Source organism: Thalassotalea sp. ND16A (assembly GCF_000764205.1).
Lineage (GTDB): Bacteria > Pseudomonadota > Gammaproteobacteria > Enterobacterales > Alteromonadaceae > Thalassotalea_A.
Window position 1 is genome coordinate 63,534 of sequence record NZ_JQDZ01000103.1, and the last position, 18,358, is coordinate 81,891.

Annotated in this window: 10 protein-coding genes; 8 read left to right on the forward strand and 2 right to left on the reverse strand. The window is 42.2% G+C overall.

Annotated elements, in window-relative coordinates; translation table 11 throughout:
* Positions 1 to 182: 182 nt before the first annotated feature.
* Complete coding sequence (locus ND16A_RS21935) at positions 183 to 5,276, reverse strand: S8 family serine peptidase (protein ID WP_033078522.1); 5,094 nt, start codon at positions 5,274 to 5,276, stop codon at positions 183 to 185.
* A 493-nt stretch (positions 5,277 to 5,769) separates the two neighbouring features.
* Here ND16A_RS21935 and ND16A_RS04840 point away from each other — a divergent pair, with 493 nt between their 5' ends.
* The 4 genes from ND16A_RS04840 to ND16A_RS04825 are packed head-to-tail and all read left to right on the forward strand — an operon-like array spanning position 5,770 to position 8,966.
* On the forward strand, positions 5,770 to 6,621 hold the full coding sequence (locus ND16A_RS04840; RefSeq protein ID WP_033078524.1) for a MipA/OmpV family protein: 852 nt from the start codon (positions 5,770 to 5,772) through the stop codon (positions 6,619 to 6,621).
* A gap of 10 nt (positions 6,622 to 6,631) precedes the next feature.
* Complete coding sequence (locus ND16A_RS04835; RefSeq protein ID WP_033078525.1) at positions 6,632 to 7,036, forward strand: DUF3019 domain-containing protein; 405 nt, start codon at positions 6,632 to 6,634, stop codon at positions 7,034 to 7,036.
* 2 nt (positions 7,037 to 7,038) lie between these two features.
* Entirely contained in the window at positions 7,039 to 7,725 is a 687-nt protein-coding gene (locus ND16A_RS04830) for a response regulator transcription factor (protein WP_033078526.1), read from the forward strand.
* A gap of 2 nt (positions 7,726 to 7,727) precedes the next feature.
* Positions 7,728 to 8,966, forward strand: coding sequence for a sensor histidine kinase (locus tag ND16A_RS04825; RefSeq protein ID WP_033078527.1), 1,239 nt, complete (start codon positions 7,728 to 7,730; stop codon positions 8,964 to 8,966).
* A 453-nt stretch (positions 8,967 to 9,419) separates the two neighbouring features.
* Here the strand turns inward: ND16A_RS04825 and ND16A_RS04820 are convergent, their stop codons facing one another.
* Entirely contained in the window at positions 9,420 to 14,711 is a 5,292-nt protein-coding gene (locus tag ND16A_RS04820) for a S8 family peptidase (RefSeq protein ID WP_052073228.1), read from the reverse strand.
* Positions 14,712 to 15,125: 414 nt separating this feature from the next.
* Between ND16A_RS04820 and ND16A_RS04815 the strand changes: the two genes are divergently transcribed.
* Genes ND16A_RS04815 through ND16A_RS04800 form a run of 4 tightly spaced genes read left to right on the forward strand, consistent with a single transcriptional unit; the run spans position 15,126 to position 18,347 of the window.
* A complete protein-coding gene (locus tag ND16A_RS04815; protein ID WP_033078528.1) occupies positions 15,126 to 15,989 on the forward strand; it encodes a MipA/OmpV family protein in 864 nt (287 codons plus the stop codon).
* Positions 15,986 to 16,396 (forward strand): DUF3019 domain-containing protein, encoded by a 411-nt coding sequence (locus tag ND16A_RS04810; protein ID WP_033078529.1) that lies wholly within the window; start codon positions 15,986 to 15,988, stop codon positions 16,394 to 16,396. The genes ND16A_RS04815 and ND16A_RS04810 overlap by 4 nt, the downstream gene beginning before the upstream one ends.
* Positions 16,396 to 17,103 (forward strand): response regulator transcription factor, encoded by a 708-nt coding sequence (locus ND16A_RS04805; protein WP_033078530.1) that lies wholly within the window; start codon positions 16,396 to 16,398, stop codon positions 17,101 to 17,103. Before ND16A_RS04810 ends, ND16A_RS04805 begins: the two co-directional genes overlap by 1 nt.
* Entirely contained in the window at positions 17,100 to 18,347 is a 1,248-nt protein-coding gene (locus ND16A_RS04800; protein WP_033078531.1) for a sensor histidine kinase, read from the forward strand. Before ND16A_RS04805 ends, ND16A_RS04800 begins: the two co-directional genes overlap by 4 nt.
* Positions 18,348 to 18,358 lie beyond the last annotated feature (11 nt).

Consider the following 18,358-nt stretch of genomic DNA (forward strand, 5'->3'; position numbering starts at 1 on the left):
CAATTTTGCATATAGCTCACCCATGATCAATCCCCCTCTAAAGCCCCCCTGTCTGTCGGGTATAAATACGTCCAGTTTACAAACCTAAAACCATCCATGGTGGTTTGCATTCCATCATCCCTGAAGTAAAAAACTCTCTCAACGGTTAATTGAGAGAGTTTTATTAGTCACGAATATATTGATTAAAGAATATATTTTCGCTTAAATGCTATCATCGATAAAAATCCGAGCATTAACCAACCAAGTGAACCACCCGAAGATTTCTTAGCTTCATTATCCTGAGGAGGCTCAGGAAAAGTACAGCTACCATCATCCGTAGTTGCGTTGGCATCATGGTTAGTGGCACTCGAATCGGTACAACCTAATTCAATACCGTCTGAATTAACGGTCAGCATAAAGCTTGTACTCGCTTTATCATCAGGATTGGCAACATCGTATACCGAGACGGTTATTTCACTTTCTCCGTGCCAGTTAGCATCTGGAGTAAGTGAGAATGTCATACCATCAATGGATGCAGAAACACTGTCACCAGAAACCTCTAAGCCAACAGCGCGATTATTTTTATGAGAATAATTAACGTTCATCGCTTCAAGTATAGCGTTTTCATCAATAGATTGGTCGGCAATATCCAATACCGTAATGTTGCCTGCAATGTTAACACTCAACGTTTGCTCAACAGTATTACCGTTCGTTACTGTCGCTACCATAGTTATATCACTGGTATTCGCTGCTGCCATAGTATTAACCACGGCAGAGAAACGTGCTACTACATGAGTGCTCTCAGGACCTTGATAGTTTGCACAAACAATAGTGCCTTCAGTTAGCTTTTCAGGTTCGTTAACTGCATAGTCATCCCAGTTGTAACCATTTACTGGGTAGAAGAAACCACGAACACCGTTATAACCCTTCAAACCAACCGTATGCTCACCTTTATCACCGGTCATTTGTTGATATGAAAAAATCATTTCATAAACGCCAGGGGTAAAGTCAATGGTTGATGACATTAAGGTTTGAAAGTTAAAGAATGTTGATTCATCAAGCGCTTGAACTCCTTTGTCAGTATTTGTGCTCCAGGGACCAATTACACCGCCAGCTTGCTTAGCTTTCATGCCTTGCCATTGCACAGCAAGATATTTATCTTGATTTAACCCTGCAATGTAAACACCAGTATGCCACTCTTTAAAGGTAGAAAAATCAATACCTGAAGCATTCAGTGTTGCTGAATCGCCGCGCCAGAAAGGTGCTACCACAAGGTCTCTAATCCCATCGAAGCCAAGGGTATAGCCCGGTAATGAAAAGATCGCGTGACCATCAAATTGTAGGTAACCGTTACCGCGCAACGTTAACATATTATCAGTATCTTTTTTATCTACACCGTATAATGGAATATGTGGGAAATATTTATCATAACCAATATAGTCAGGTATAGCCCATAGTTGAGTGTATTCATTAGTGAATGTTCCTTCTATTTTCGGCACCCCAATTCCTGGTAAGTCGACAAACTCAGGGTAGTCACTAAACGGCATACGACACATTTCATCGTCGGCATTAGTGGTATACTCATAACGGCGAGGTGAATTTTTTGAAGACATTTGCTGACCAGCAATAGTTAAACTATTACCTTCAGAACTTAATAGTGTTTCGGTGAATTCATTTCCACGTACTGAAGCAGGGTCTAGTGATAAACTTTCTGGTAACGTAACTTCGATTGCAATATCTCGGTCATGACCTAATAAATTAGCTTGTTGAGTTACTTCAAACTCAATTACATCACCTACTTTGGCACCTTGATGACTACTTGTCAGTAAAACATCAGCAGAACCTGCTGTTAAACGTACAGGAATAATACCAATATCGGCATTAGCGCTGTCAGTACCTAACTCAATTACTGCATGAATAATATCATTTTCAGCTAATTCAGGTAAATCCCAATTAACCGCTAAGGTCATCGGAGTTACGCCATCACTGCTTGTAGATTCAATATTAATACTTGAAGTGATCTCGTCATTAATAATAGCCAGTGATGAAACTATTTTATGCGCTTCATCATAAGGATCATTCCAACTATTACCATTATTAGACAATGGTTTCATATTAGTAATGGTATACCAATATTGACCAGGCTCTGGATTGTTAATCGCACAATAATCACGCTTACGCCAATCAGAAATACAAATAGCTTCTTTATACCAATCAATCAAGCCATCATTATTAACATCACGACCTAAGTCGATTCGGCTAGTATGGCGTGCAATAGAAGGTTCATCCGTAATTTCAACAACTAAGCGTTTAGTGCCTGTTGGTACATTAAACATACGGTAAGCAATTTGTGAATCAGTATCTGGTAGCGCCTCAACTATTTCCCAAGGGTATAAAGTATTTCTTTTCAAAAAATGCACGGTATTTTCAGCGTTAATTGCACCGTAAACATTGGCAGAAATAGCAGAAACCGCAGGTAAGACCATTGTAGGTGAAGTCAACTCACCTTGTGCACGCCCGATGGTTGCATCAAGGCTCATCGGTAAGTTAGCGCGCTTTGCTTTAATAATAACCGGTAGTGATTGCACTGGTTTTTTAGCATTGTCAGAGGTTAATAAAAGCTTAGCTTTGAATACTTGACCATCAGTATTACCTGCACCAATAGGATCATCTTGTTGGAAATCTACTTCAGGCACTGTAGCTGTAACCATTACCTGCTGACTCTCTCCAGCCATTAATGAAAAATTACTAGGGCTAATGTCAAGTTTAAGTAATGAAGCACCTTCATAGTCAATTTCTTCACCAGAAACGGCCCAAGTACCTGAATCAACAGCGGTAAAAGTTCTAAACCAGGTACAAGTTGTTCTACATTCACGGTTGACTAGATAAGGTGTATTTAGCTCTGTAACATCGCCACCCATCTCTGGATTCGCATTTTGGTAGTTCTCAATACTTTCATCCATAATTAGTGTTGCTTGTACCGCATTGGCAACATTAATAACGCCAGCACCGACATCATCATAGCCAGCAACCGACTTATAGGTATTAGTAATAATACCTTGCCAGTCTCTATCTTCTGAAGAATTATAAGCAGTAGTTGTTGTGCTCACTAATGCCGATTGAATTTGCGCAGGAGTCCAAGAAGGGTGAGCATTTTTAATTAATGCCATAGCACCAGCAACATGTGGTGATGCCATTGAAGTACCACTGATCATCGCCCAATTTTGACCACTTCCTCCTTGAGAAAAAATACGGTCGTTAGCATAAGCAGCAAATACATTCACACCTGGAGCAGACACTGTTGGTGCAAGTATATTTGGGTTAGTTGTACTTGGCCCTCTAGATGAGAAGCCAGCAATAGCATCTACACTGTCTTCGCCTTCACCTTTAATATGAGTCGTATAACTTCCATCGGTAATAGTCGCGCGATGCCCTGAGCCTGTTTCTAACCAACTGAGAACTTTACCACCGTCATATTCTCTTATATGAGCACTTGGTAAAGAGTAAAAGTCTTCTACTAATTGTGCTGCTGCTGGGCCATATAAATACTCTGGCTGGGTATTATAAAGAATAAAGCCACCAGCGCCACCCGATTTGACATTATCAGCTTTAGCGACACGAGCTTGGTCACTTCGTCCACAAACTACAATAGGTGCTTCCAATAAAGGATCGCCATTTGGCATTAAATCAAATGTACCTGCCGGGAATTCTGTATCACAGCTGCCATTATCACCAAGACCATAATCTGCAGCAGATACCACTGGCCCAGTGTAAGCACCAGTAACAGACGCAGCTTTATAGAAAGAAGTTGTTGGCAAGCTATCGCCTCCTTCAAAAGCCTCTAATTTTTTCTCGGTAGCTTCTAATGTACGACCATGACTTGTCGCAGCAACACTGGTTAACCAAGGAGAAACATGATCCATCCAAGCATATCCGGCGTTACCAGCTGAAGCTGCAACCGAAGCACCTGATTCACGAGCTGCTAAAAAAGCCAGCTCAATTGGGTCAGTCCATGGAAAACTTTCTGCTCCACCGATTGAGAAGTTAATAACATCAACACCATCAGCAATCGCATCATCAATTGCTTTTAGCATAACATCGCCAGGACAACCAGAATATGCTGCACCACCACCACCGGCCCAACAAACTTGATAAGAAATAATATTGGCATGGGGAGCTACACCTGAAACTTGTGGAAATACAAGGTTAGTATCTCGACCGGTGATATCTTCTCCGTAGCCTAGTTCTGAAAACTGAAAAGGAACATCATAAAGAATGTTACCTGCTACCGTTGAAGCAGTATGAGAACCATGACCGTTATAGTCTTCACCATTCGCTGGACGTTGGTGTTCCCAAGGAGCAGCCCATCCTGCACCACGAAATACCGGATCACCATAAGTGTCGGTAATTTCAGGATATGAGTAAATGCCAATTAACTTGTCATTACACATGCTAGCAAATTCTTCTAGCATACAATCGCCAAGGTAGTTTCCAGTACCTAATGGGTTTGTTGCTGTATGACCGTCTCCACCTGTTGCGGCAAACGATGGGTGATTGGAATTAATACCAGTATCTAAAATACCAACAACAATTCCTTCACCGGTAAAACCTGTAGAAGTCGCAGTTGCACTACCATCCCACACTTGATTGGCACCAATATGCTCTGGTCCTACATCGGTCATTAATTCTCGAACGATAGAGCGTGTAACAGCACGAACGCCTTGCAGCTTTGATACCGCTTGCGCTTGGGCTTGGGTTAATTTCATACTCATACCATTAAAGGCATATTTGTATGAGTGTAAAGCTGGATTTTGTGTGCCAGCGACACGGGTAATATCTGCTTTAACTTGTTGTTGTTGGTTATCTAAATGCTGAACATAACTAATGCTTGCATGACTGGTTATATTAATTTTAGCATTAGAAGACAGTGCATTAACACTAGGTGCTGTTGCCGCTAAACCGTTAATATCACCTTGATATGTCGCAACAGGTTGCTCTGCTAATTGAATGATGTAAACTTGCTCGCCGACAATACCATCTTCAAAATGAAAAGGCACTTTTGTTTCACCTGCACCCTTGCTTTTAACTAGGCTATTCGGTCCTGTAGTCTGGCCTTCACGGTTAATTATTTGTTGTTGGTATTCTTGAATTTTTTGATATTCATCTGCAGTCATAGTAAATGGATCTGCAACCGCTTTTTCATATGTTGGACTGACCGATATACCTGAGGTGCTTGCTGCAACCCCAGAAGCGTACAGTGCCGCTATGGTCATCAAACTTAATTTTTTTAACTTCATAATATGTTCCCATTGTTTTTAACTCATAACCAACATAAAACCCATAACTTCAGGAGTAATAGTTGATTACAGCTTGTCGTTAGGTGACATGCTTTCCAATTGATTTGGTACAAACACCCAAGTACTTAACCATGAATGAAAAAAACAAAACGTACGAAAATGTGCAAATTTTCAGCAAAACTGAGTGGAAAGCGGTTAAAACCTGGGCTACAAGGCAGGTGTACGAATTTGTGCAAAATTCGCTAAGCAGGTTAAATATTAAAGTGTACGAAATTGTACAAAATACAAAACCAGAAACCCCAAAAAAAACATTTAAACATGTTATTTATCAGCAAGTTAAAAACACTTCCGTCTCTTCCCCCTGGATTAACAAGCAAAAATGGTACATTTCGAAAATGGCCTTAATTGTACCGCCAACCTATGTTTGCTAAGCTCAAACAACTCAACAGTGACTAATTGTTCAACGAACAACATTCGAAGAAGTAAAAAGCTAATGCCGTACTTGCGCCACCTTTTATTGATAACATTGACGTTTGCCAGCGGATCGAGTCTTGCCGAGGAGCAAACTCTGGTCAATGATAGCCATTACCGGCCGGTGAGTGAGTGGTTGTTCGGCGTTTCAGTGGGCTATGGCAAATTAATCAACCCGTTGAATGAGCAAGATGATATTCCATTATATTTTATTCCGGATATACGCTATTACGATGAGCGTTTCTCTATTGAAAACCTCGATATATCCTACAATTTATACCAACGTAAAAACTTAATTGTCGACCTTGTCGGTAAACAAAACCTAGACGGCTTGTATTTTCCGGGTAAAAATCGCAACGTTGTTGGTTCCCTTTCGGGCATTCCCGGGATTGGCCAGGTGGAAGATGGTGATGAAATAGAGATACCTGTCCCTACCCCAGAGCAGCGTTCACTGTCATACCTGGCTGGGGTTGAATTACGTTACTACGGATATCTTGATTATCAGCTATTAGCAACCACAGATATTTCAAATGTCCATCATGGCGAGGAGTTAAGAGCCGCCGTCCATAAACTCTTGCTGTTTGATGCTTTCATCGTTGAACTCGAAGCGGGCCTGAGTTTTAAAAGCGAGCAACTCACCCAATACTACTATGGTTTCGAGGCGCCAATTGGAGTGTTTGAACAAAATCTATATCGGCCTGAAAGTGCGCTAAACTACCATATTAAACTCGATTTAAGCTATGCTTATAGTCAGGATTGGTACCTGGTGAGTACGATAAGAAATGAATGGTTAGACTCTTCCATCGCGAACAGCCCTATCGTTGCCAAAGATGAGATACTGTCCTTTTTCATCGGTATAAAGCATATATTCTAGAGGCCTTTCGATGACTAAACCAATACAGCTATTAATTACATTCGTCATCGTCATTGGCACCGCAACGGCTGCGCCCAGCCATTCCAGCCATTGGGTAAAACGTTTTGATGTGATACCCGGGACCTGTATTGTTGATGAATCTGAGCACCGCTGTATTAGACAATTCACCTTTTACTGGCAATTGTTTGAAGCCCAGCTTGTTTGTATCTACCAAAAGTCACACCAAGAGCCCCTGTATTGTAGTGAGTCCCGTATTGAAGGCAGTGAACGTATTAAATTAAACATTGACCGTGATAACGAATTTATTTTGGTTTCTCAGTTGAATAATAGCCATCGGGTACATCGTCAGGTGCTGGTCCAGCAACTGGGCATAGATGTGCGCAAAGCGAAACGTCATTTATGGAGTGTTTTTTAACGATGCAAAATAATCAATTACTCTTGATTGAAGATGATCAAGGCTTAGCCCGTTCAATTTGTAAATTCTTAACGGCAAAGGGCTTCATCGTCAGGCATTTTGTAAATGGCGATAATCTCGAACTATTAATTGCCAGTAATAATTTCGCGCTGATATTGTGTGATGTGATGCTACCCGGTACCGATGGTTTTGAAATAGCGAAAGCTATTCGCCATAAATTCAATGGCCGCTATATTTTTTTAACGGCCTTGAGTGATGTTGAGCACCAATTAAAAGGCTTTGAATTGGGTGCCGATGACTATATTTGCAAACCGGTTGACCCGGAGATTTTACTTGCCCGTATTAACGCCTGTTTACGAAAGAATACTAAGCAAGAGCCTAAATCGTCGATTGAAATCACCAATTTGACCATTGATAACGATAGCCGCATTGTCACCATTGAAAATCAGCCGATTGCTTTGTCCAGATATGAATTTGACTTGTTGTGGTTGTTAGCGCTGCAAAAAGGGCAACAGGTGAGTCGGGAATTTTTATTTGTGAATACCGTTGGCCGAGAATATGATGGCCTGGATCGGACCGTCGATGGCCGGGTTAGCCGGTTAAGAAAAAAACTGGAAAGTTATCCTAACCTTAAATGCCAAATTAATACTTCTTGGGGCCAAGGCTATATGCTTGCGGCTAAGGACTAGTCTTGTTTAAGCGGTTCCTGCGTTATTATCTGCTGATCATTACCGGCATTTTCCTCTTGATGCTGGCGGTGGACTATGCCTTTCACCGTTACCAACAACATAATGCCCCGATAGAAGTCAATATAGATAGCATAGTAACCATTGCCAAAGAATATTGTGCCATGCACCCCTGTACTGTTGAGCAAGGTAGCCCCTTCTCGCACATTACATTAATTGCCCGTGACAATTTAGGTTTATCGAACCATAGTTTGTCAATGCTCGAGCAAGACAAAATACTCAGTGTCGTTGGTCAACAGCAGCAAGCATTTTATTACGCCAAGCTGGATCAGGGAATGGTCATGCGCATTGACTCACCTCCCTCCTCTGCCGTGCCATTTTTTGCCTGGTACACCACCAGTTTTTATTTGCTACTTGGCGGGACTATCTTTGCCGTGCTCTATCCTTTATTCAGGGATATGTTTAATTTAAAGACTGCGGCCGCAAATTTTGCCGAAAGCCGACAATTTGATCAATTGGAACTTCCCAAATCCAAATATTTTCAACCTGTTAACGATGCATTTCGGTGGATGATAGCTAAAATAGCGAAACTACTGGCCTTGCAAAAGGAACTGTCCGACACCCTCTCTCATGAACTGAGAACCAGTATCTCAAGACTCAATTTTTCTCTGGCAACTCTGGACAATGACAACATAGAAGAAACTAAAGATTTATTACAGCAGGACATCAATGAACTCAAAGTACTGGTAGAGGAATACCTGAGTTTTTCTCAGCAAGAACATTTCACTCCGACCCTGGATTTACAAGTTCAAAGTTTAGTTCCTGTCATAGAACACTATATCAACTTGTTAGGGCAATATTCGAAGAAACGGATTTCTTTTATCGACCAGGCGAATACTGCGGTCTCTGTCGATCAACGCGCTATCGCCCGTGCGATTAAAAATTTGATTGATAATGCGATAAAGTACTCTGACAGTGAAGTCAAAATAACCCTGCTTTTACAAGATGAGTGGTTGGTTGTGCAAATCGAAGACGATGGCAAAGGCATAAACACCACAGAAATTGACGAATTGTTTTTGCCTTATACCCGCTCGTCACAAACCAAGCAAATATCAGGCTATGGCTTGGGGTTGGCGATCACCCATAAGATAATCGATTGGCATCAAGGTGAATTATTCGCCAAACAAAGTGCTTCATTAAAAGGCGCATGCTTCCAATTGAGGTTGCCAACTTCTGTTGAGTAAGCACATCTCCCCGTCTTTATACTACTTTATAGTTTTCCAGTTATCATCATAGCGACGCCAAATTAGATTAACTTTTATCGAAATAGGCTTTAACATCCTGATATTTAGTACGACCAATGAGGACTTGTAAATGGGGGCCAATTTGCAAGCCAAGCAAATAAGCTGCAAGCAAATAAGCCACCCACTGTAACTAATAAAAAAACCAGTTAATAAAATTAACTGGTTTTTTAAAATTTCACAAATTAGAAATAAATTATCTAACACTACTTCATGGTTAAATTAATTTTCCCTTTCTTATTTGCAAGCAAATAAGCCACCCACTGTAACTAATAAAAAAACCAGTTAATAAAATTAACTGGTTTTTTAAAATTTCACAAATTAGAAATAAATTATCTAACACTACTTCATGGTTAAATTAATTTTCCCTTTCTTATTTGCGTTGAAATACAAACTTTATTGTTGAGCTTTTCTACGAATACCGGCAATAAGCATTAATAGCATAGCAAACCCACCAAAACTACCGCCTGATGATTTCTTAGCCTCTGGCTCTGGTGCTGGGTAAGTACAAGTACCGTCATCTTCAGTCGCCGTTGCATCATAGTTAGTTGCAGATGAATCCATACAGCCTTGGATGTGTTCAACATAAACCATTACTGATGCCGTTGACTCTAACGCACCATCGGAAACAGTTACTTCAAATTCATGTTCACCAACAGTAAGGTCTGATACAGTCATTACCGAAGTTGATGGACCTTCTATCGTACCACTACCACTCCAGCTGAATGTCAGGCTATCATCGTCCATATCGTATGACGCGGAAGCGTCTAATACTGCAGAATTACCAATAGAGATAGTGACACTTTCTGGAACCATGGCTACAGGAGCATCTTCCATTGGGTTAACTGTCAAGGTAAACTTCGATGATACATTATCACCTTCATTGCCAGCGTCAGCTACAGTAATAGTGACTTCGGTTGAACCGTTCCAGTCAGCGTTTGGCGTAATGTCTACAGTTGAACCAGAAACATTACCACTTGCTGTTCCTGAAACGTTTTCACCAGATACTGAGATCACTTTTTCAGTTGAATCGTTTGCCGTGAATAGAACTTCTAAACCAGAAACCATTTCGTCTTCGTTAATAGTGATGTCATTGTACTGACCCATAGTGAGGTTACCGTTAACGGCAACGCTGGTAGAAACACTGGCTTGCTCTGCATGTTCATAGTCGCTAGTAACAACCACTTCATGCGTTGAACCTGATGCCATGTTGTTAACTAATGCGCTGAACTTAACGCGAATGGCTGATTGCTCAGGACCACGGTAGTCACCACAAACCAGCATACCAACGGCAGTTTTGTCTAATACATCGTTAATAGCGAATGTATCAGCATTCCAGCCTTCGTTTGGACCCCAAGGGTTACGGAAGCCGTGGAAGCCACGAGTACCGATTGCGCCTTGACCATTAAGAGATTCATCTAGACGATCATAGCCAAACAATACTTCATAAGCACCTTCGTTGTAATCAGGCTTAGTTTTGAAGATGGTTTGCGCGCTGTAAGAACCAGTCGTTCCAGACCACCAATCGTTGACTTCCATGCCATTCCACTGAAGGACTAATTCATTGTTGACTGTGGTGGCTACGTATAAGCCTTTCATACTCTGGGTATCCCAATCAAACATACCAGGTTCGGTAATGAAGGCTTGAGCGTGCCATAAAGCGGCAATCATAGTATCAGGGAACGTGACCCACTCCATGGCGCTATGCGAGAAGCTCATGTACCCCATAGGATCAAGTGAGAAGAATCCGGCAGGGTTTAGACCAACTGGACCAGACCACTCTTTACCATAGTGAGTAATGCTGTCGTAACCTAGATCCCCTGGGTCCACCCAGAACATATCCCAGGCGCCGCCTTGGATAATAGTCGGCATCATGAACGCGCCCATATCCCACCAGTTGTCTTTAAAGTCTCCGTCAGTGTATGGCATACGACATAGTTCGTCGGTTTCGCTGGTGGTCCACACATATTCACGAGGCGTGAACGCAGATGTTGGCTGGTTACCAGAGATGGTAATGGTATTACCTTCAACTGTGGTCATCGCGCCGTAAATACCTTCAACATCAACACTATCGTGAGAAAGGTTTAACCCTTCAGGTAACGTCGCAGTTAGGGTAAAGTCACGATCACTTGGCATCATATTGGCAGCAGCTTCAATATAAAAGTCGACAACATCACCGGTTTTCGCAGTCTCTTGGCTAGCTGCAATCATTACATCAGAGCCTATGTGTTCAAAACGAACCCCCATAGTTCCCACGTCACCAGCATTAGCCGCATCACGACCAAACTCAACAGCGGCAAAATAAACATCGCCTGCCATCGCATCTTCCGCGTTCCAGGTCATATTAACGTTGTAACCGTCGATACCATTGGCGTCACCAACGATTTCAGTCGTTAATGAATCGTCAGCACCTGCTGGAATGATTGCCAGGTTAGTGGTCATTTCAAGCGGTAATATTCTGTCACCTGGGTGGTTATGATCGTAAATTGTGTAGTTACCAACTAATGCCCAGTATTCACCCGGTGTTGGATTGTCGATGGCACACCAGTCACGGGCATAACTGAACGAGTAACAAATGGTTTCTTCATTCCAGTTCGCAACACCGTCACCATTGACATCAAAACCAACATCGATAGCACTGTCGTGCCATGTTTTACGGTCTTTTTCACGGGTCAATTCAAACACAAAACGTTTGGTGCCTTCTGGAATGGTGAAGTTTATTTGAGCGATAGCGCCCATTTCAATATCCGCGGCCAAACCTTCATCCGTTTGAACACCATTTTGATAAGGGATCAGGCTATGAACCTGAGTTTGACCTTTAACCAAGCCATTGACTCTGATATCACCCGCTTCTTTAGTGTAAAGGCGTGGTGAAAGAGCGCTACCCATTTTGCGATTAATTTCAACGGTTAAATCATTCGGCAGACCGTCAGATTTAAATTGAACACGCATTGGTAAACGTTGAGATGGCATCATCGTGTCTTCAGGTGTGATGATGACATCGCCTTCAAACGGGAAATCAGTAATTTCATTAATAAAGTTACTGACGTCTTTTGCAGCAGCGGTAAACTGCACACTCTGAACTTCACCGGCTTTCAAGCTGAACGTTGTAGGTGAGGCTTTCAAGTCAAGTAATGGCATACCTTCTGCGGTGTGCTCGTTCATGGTGACATTAAAAGTACCATCTTGCGTTGCACGGAAGGTTCTGATCCAGCTACAGTTGAACTCACAACTTGTGTTATACAAATAGGCTTCATTCAATGAAGGTAAATTACCACCATTGCCAGGATCCGCGGCGCGATAGTTGTCGCCGGTTTCATCTAATACCAGGCCAACACGTGAAGCCGCTTCTACATTGATAACACCAGAACCATAGTCGTCAAGACCAGCTTGACCTACGTTCCAAGGACCAACTGCAGCAGTACCATTGTTGTTGGCAGTCGACATTAATGCTGACTGAATTTCAGCAGGCGTCCAATCAGGATGCAACTGAGTTAACAATGCCATAGCACCAGCAACATGAGGCGCTGCCATAGACGTGCCCGAAATTGCAGAATAGTCAGTAGGAAATGGGAATTTTGTAAACGGCATATCATCAGCATATGCTGCATATACATTTACACCCGGCGCACCGACGTTTGGTACCATAGAATCAGGTGTTGTTCTGCTTGGCCCACGTGAAGAGAAGTCAGCTACATAATCTGCTTCGCCCATAGTTGAACTGATGGTAGAAGCATTAATAGTAGCCATATGACCAGTACCAGACTCTAACCAAGGGATCAGGCTGTACATCACATTACTTTTTAGTAATATTCCAGGGATGACATAAGCATCGTTTGGACCTGATTGTCCCCATGGTGGATCTTGTGAATAGTCGGTGTTGTAAAGGATAAAACCACCTGCACCACCGGCCTGTGCATTGACCGCTTTTTCAACGCGAGCAATTTCACCTCGTTTACAAACAACGATTTGGCTTGATGTAAAGGTTCCAGCAGGGAAAGGTACATTACACATACCATCACTATTGGCATCATTGCTATCAATAATACCGTCCCAGTTAGTATCAGAGTCTGGGTAATTAGTCGCAAGAACTAGCTCGCCAGTGATACCGTCTGTGTAACCAGCGCCTACATAAGGCAGGTTCCAGGAATCAGGCATCATAGCCGGATCGCCACCCGATAACTCGCTTAGGGTTTTTTCGCTATAACTGATAGTACGACCGTGCGTGGTTGCGGCAACTGAGGTTACCCAAGGAGAAACATGATCAACCCAACTTTGACCTGCATTACCAGCCGATAACGATGCTGAAATACCCGCTTCACGCGCGGCCAGAAAAGCCATTTCCATTGGACTTTCCCAGGGAGAAGACTCGCTACCACCTATTGAGAAGTTGATGACATCGACCCCATCGGTAATAGCATCTTCAATACCAGCAATTAGGGCTTCACCCGGACAAGCTGTGTACTGATCGCTTGGCTGCCACTCATCACCAAATGAACCATCGCCAGGAAAACATACCTGATAAGCAATAATGTTAGCACGCGGCGCTACACCAGACATATGTGGAAAAACTAAATCAGTCGCTAGACCGTCACCAGTTTCTTCAAGCAATGCTATAGTATAAGGTACGTCAAAAAGTTCATTACCCGCTGTGGTTGACGCAGTGTGCGAACCATGGCCTTGATAATCTTCACCGTTTTGTGGACGTACAGGGTTCTCTGGTGTTATCCAAGATCCCATGCCTTGGAATACCGGATCCATATAAGAATCAGTAATAACCGGATAAGAGCGCACACCAATCAGCTTGTCATTACACATGCTGGAAAATTCGGCTTTTTCACAATCACCGTAGTATTGGCCGCGCGGGTTAGTATGAACATAACCGTCACCGGCTACTTCAGCAAATGAAGGGTGATCTGAGTTGATACCGGTATCGATAATACCCACCACAATACCTTCACCTTTATTGGCAAGTTCTAACGTATTCGGCGTCCAGATTTTGTCTGCACCAATGTGCTTAGGACCAACATCGGTGTGTAACTGGTAGTTTGTAGAACGCTTTACATTGCGCACGCCTGGTAATTTAGAAATGGCCAGGGCTTTATCTTGGGTCAGTTTGATAGTCGCGCCGTTAAGGGCATATTGAAACGTCCGCTTGATATCAACGTTAACACCGGCAACTGACTTAATTTGTTGGATATGCTGGTTTTGCTTGCTAATCAAATGCTGGCGATAGCGAGCAACATCAGTATCTTTCGGATTCAACTTGAAACTATCCAGTGATGCTACGCCAAGCGGAGCAGCGGTTCGGCTTTTGCTGTTAGTTGCTTTTAAGCCGTTGATCCGGCCGTCATATAAGGCGACGGCTTGCTCGTTGAATTCGACGATATAAGTGTTTATACCACTTACATCATCTTCCCAGGTAAAATCAACTTTGGCCGCAATCGCTCTATGGGTATTGGTTGTTGGAAAGCTATTGCTGCTTGCTTCGCCAGCTTTCAAGCGATTGGCTCTTTTCTTACGAGCATCGCTGTTTTTTTGCATTGCCTGAGTGATTTTTACTTCTTTTAAAAAGTCAGGCATCGGCTGCAAAGTCGGTGGCGTCGTCACCCCGGCGCTTGCGGCGCTTAGCCCAGCAACATACAGTGCCGTAGCGATAGATGTTGCGATTTTATTTTGTTTACTCACTAGATTTTACTCCTAATTATTATCTGCGAAGTTAAAACTTCTGCACCAGCATTTAGCCATAACCGCAAGAAGGAATTTGTACAGGTTTGTACAAATTTTGCACTGGCGAGGCAAGATTAGCTATATGGGCAGGGAGTTGCAGACAAATTGTACAACTTTGTACAAGATCTTCGTTACATTTTGAAAAAAGTGTGGCAAAAACAACGCTAACTTCGGGGATTAATCAACAATAAGCACAGTTCGTTTAACCCAGCCCATTAAAGTTAACACCTGCTCAAAAAACATGCGTTGCTATACAAATACGCTTAGCTTATTATCCTGATAATGATATTTATCTTACTTTAAGTGCTGAGGTCGCTTGGTGTTGTTTTAACACAAGACAACTGGCGAGCCTTAGTGAAGAGACTTTAACAAATGAAGAAGTGCATATATTGGTTTATCTGGTTGGCGATGTTATCGCCGTTTGCTGTTATCGCGGCAGAACAATCAATACCAGAAACTACCGAGGTTAATTCCTGGCATTTAGGGGTGAGCCTGGGCTATGGTGAAATGATCTCGCCGCTTACCGATGGTGATGACATTGCACTCTACGTTATGCCTGATATCCGCTATTTTGGCGAATACTTTTACCTTGAAAATACTACCCTTGGCTACAGTTTGAAAGAAACCCCCAACTATTCTATTGATTTGGTTGGCCTGCTTAATCAGGACGGGTTATATTTTCCCAATGATCAACGCGACTTGATCGCTGCAGCATCTCCACCTCTGCAAATAACTATTGCTCCGTTTCCGATAGAGGAAGAAGAAGTAGAACAACCAGACATTGCCATCTATCCTAAAAAAAAATCTCTTTCCTATATGGCGGGTGTGGCCTGGCGCTACCGCGGAGAAATGGATATAAACGTCGTTCTGGCGTCTGATATCACCGCCGGGCACCATGGCAAAGAATTGCATGCCAACATCAAAAAACAATTTAATATCGGTCGGCTGGAGTTTGAGTCTAAAGTTGGCATGTCCTACAAAGATGCCGCTTTAGTTAATTATTATTATGGCGTGAGTGAAGATGAACTGCCGTTTGGATTTGAGTATCTGGATTATCGCCCTGGTGCAGCAATCAACTGGCATGTACAACTTCAGCTTGGTTATCCTATCTCTGATCATTTCTGGCTGGTTTCATCTTACCGATATGACAACAATGATAGTGAGATTGCAAACAGTCCAATCGTGGCAAAAGACGATTTCCAGTCTTATTTTTTCGGCTTTAAGTGGGTGTTATGATGAAATCAGATAAAAAACTAGTGCCCGCAATTGTTATATTAAGCCTTTGCTTACCCTTGTTGTTTGAGTTGCAAGCCAGTGAATATCGTCCGATCAAACGCTTTGATATACGCCCCGCGGTTTGTGTTATTGAAGAAGATGCCGACTGCCACTCCAGGTTTATTTTCAGCTGGGATTTAGCCTATGCAACCCGAGTCTGTTTAAAACCTAACCAGCACAAAGAATTTCTCGTTTGTGATGATAACCCCAGTGTTGAAATCGAACTGGTGATCGATATCAGCGATAACAGTTATTATGATTTGATCCCACAAAATAATGCCCAGTTGCGGGTCAGTCGAATGATAGAAGTACAACGCCTGAATCAGGATGTACGCATTCTCAACCGACGTATTTGGAGTGTATTTTAATGAGTAGCCCCATTGCTCATATTTTATTGATTGAAGACGATCTTCGACTTGCCGGTTTTATTGCAAATTTTTTAGTTAACAATGGCTACCAGGTCACCCACTGTGCCTGTGCGAGCGAATTAGATTTAAAAGTTCAAAGCAGTCAAGTCGATTTGATCCTTTGTGACATTATGTTGCCAGGCACTAGCGGTTTTCAGCTGCTCAAAGAGGCCAGAAAAGACTATTTCGGACCATTTATTTTTATGTCGGCGCTCAGTGATGTGGAAAATCAACTGCACGGATTTAAATTAGGCGCCGATGATTACATCACCAAGCCGGTAAAGCCGGAGTTATTACTGGCACGGATAAAAGCCGTTTTATATAGACAGCAAGGCCGAGACAATAAACCCGAAGACAAATCACTAAGCATAGGTAACCTTACGGTGAACCAGGAATCTCGAACCGTGGTAATTAACTCCGAGCGGTTAAAACTTTCCCGGCACGAATTTGATGTACTTTGGCTATTGGCTTTAAATAAAAATAAAGCCCTTACCAGAGAGTACTTGTTTTTAAATATCACCGGTAAAGAATATGATGGTTTAGACCGAACCATGGACGGGCGGGTTAGCCGGCTTCGTAAAAAAGTTAATGCCTACGAAAATGCCGGTTGTAAAATCAGGACCATGTGGGGAAAAGGTTATATGCTGTCGACAGGTGCCGAATTTTGATTTCCCACTTTACCCGATACGCATTAATATTCGTTTTCATCCTGTTTTCCGCCGTATTTTTTGCCGATTTTTGGTATCAGAAAAATCAAGATAACTCACCACAGGTCTCTTTAACTGAAGAAATAGAAACGGTACAACAAATATGCCATCAGTACAGCTGTGCTGACGGTAGCCAGTTCGGTAGAGTGACTATTTTGGCAATAGACTTGCTGCATTTTCCTATAGCACAACAACAGCGTTTAGATAATAACCAGATAGTTATGGTTAGCAATGACCAAGACGAGCAGTTTGCTTATGCAAAAGCAAAAAACAGCCAGTTTATCATTAGATACGGTCCCTTCTTAATTGGAAACTCCAATGCGATGTTTTGGTATACTAGCTTATTTTACCTAATTTTAGCTGTCGCCATATTTGCCGGCTTGTTTCCGTTATTTAGAGAGATGGCTAAACTGAAAAAATCGGCGGAAAATTTTTCCCAATCGGGTGAATTGTCGGTGTTGCCAACAGGTAAATCGGCCTTTTTTAATCCGGTGAATACAGCATTCGCGGCGATGACAACAAAAATTGCGCAATTATTAGCGTTGCAAAAAGAATTGTCGGATACTCTTTCTCATGAAATAAGAACCCCGTTATCAAGAATCCGTTTCGCCAAGGAGGCCCTCAACAACAATAATATTGACGACTTTAAAAATGAAATGGAGTTGGATTTAGATGAAATGGAGTCACTGGTAGAAGAGTATTTATCATATTCTCGCCTGGAACACGAAAAGCCAGAGCTTGAAACCGAGTTGCAATCACCCGTTGCCATTGTTGAAAAGCATGTTGTTTTGTTTAATAAGTACACCAAAAGGCAGGTCGGCTTAGTGCTAGATTGTAGCACCAACATAGCGATTGAATTTAATGAAAAGAACTTCTCCAGGGCAGTGAAAAATCTCATTGATAATGCCTGTAAGTATTCAAACTCTGAAGTTTTAGTGACCATTAAAGACAATGCAGACAACAATACAGACAACAATAAATTACTCATCCTTATTGAAGATGATGGCCCCGGCATAAAGGCACAACATATCGATGATTTATTTTTGCCTTATACTCGAATTAAAGGAGAAAATGTTTCCGGATTCGGTTTGGGTTTAGCGATTACCAGAAAAATAATTATCTGGCATAAAGGCACTATATCGGTAAGTCCAAGTAAAAGTCTGGGAGGCGCCTGTTTCTGTATAGAAATTCCCCATACTGAATAATCTTATGCTGA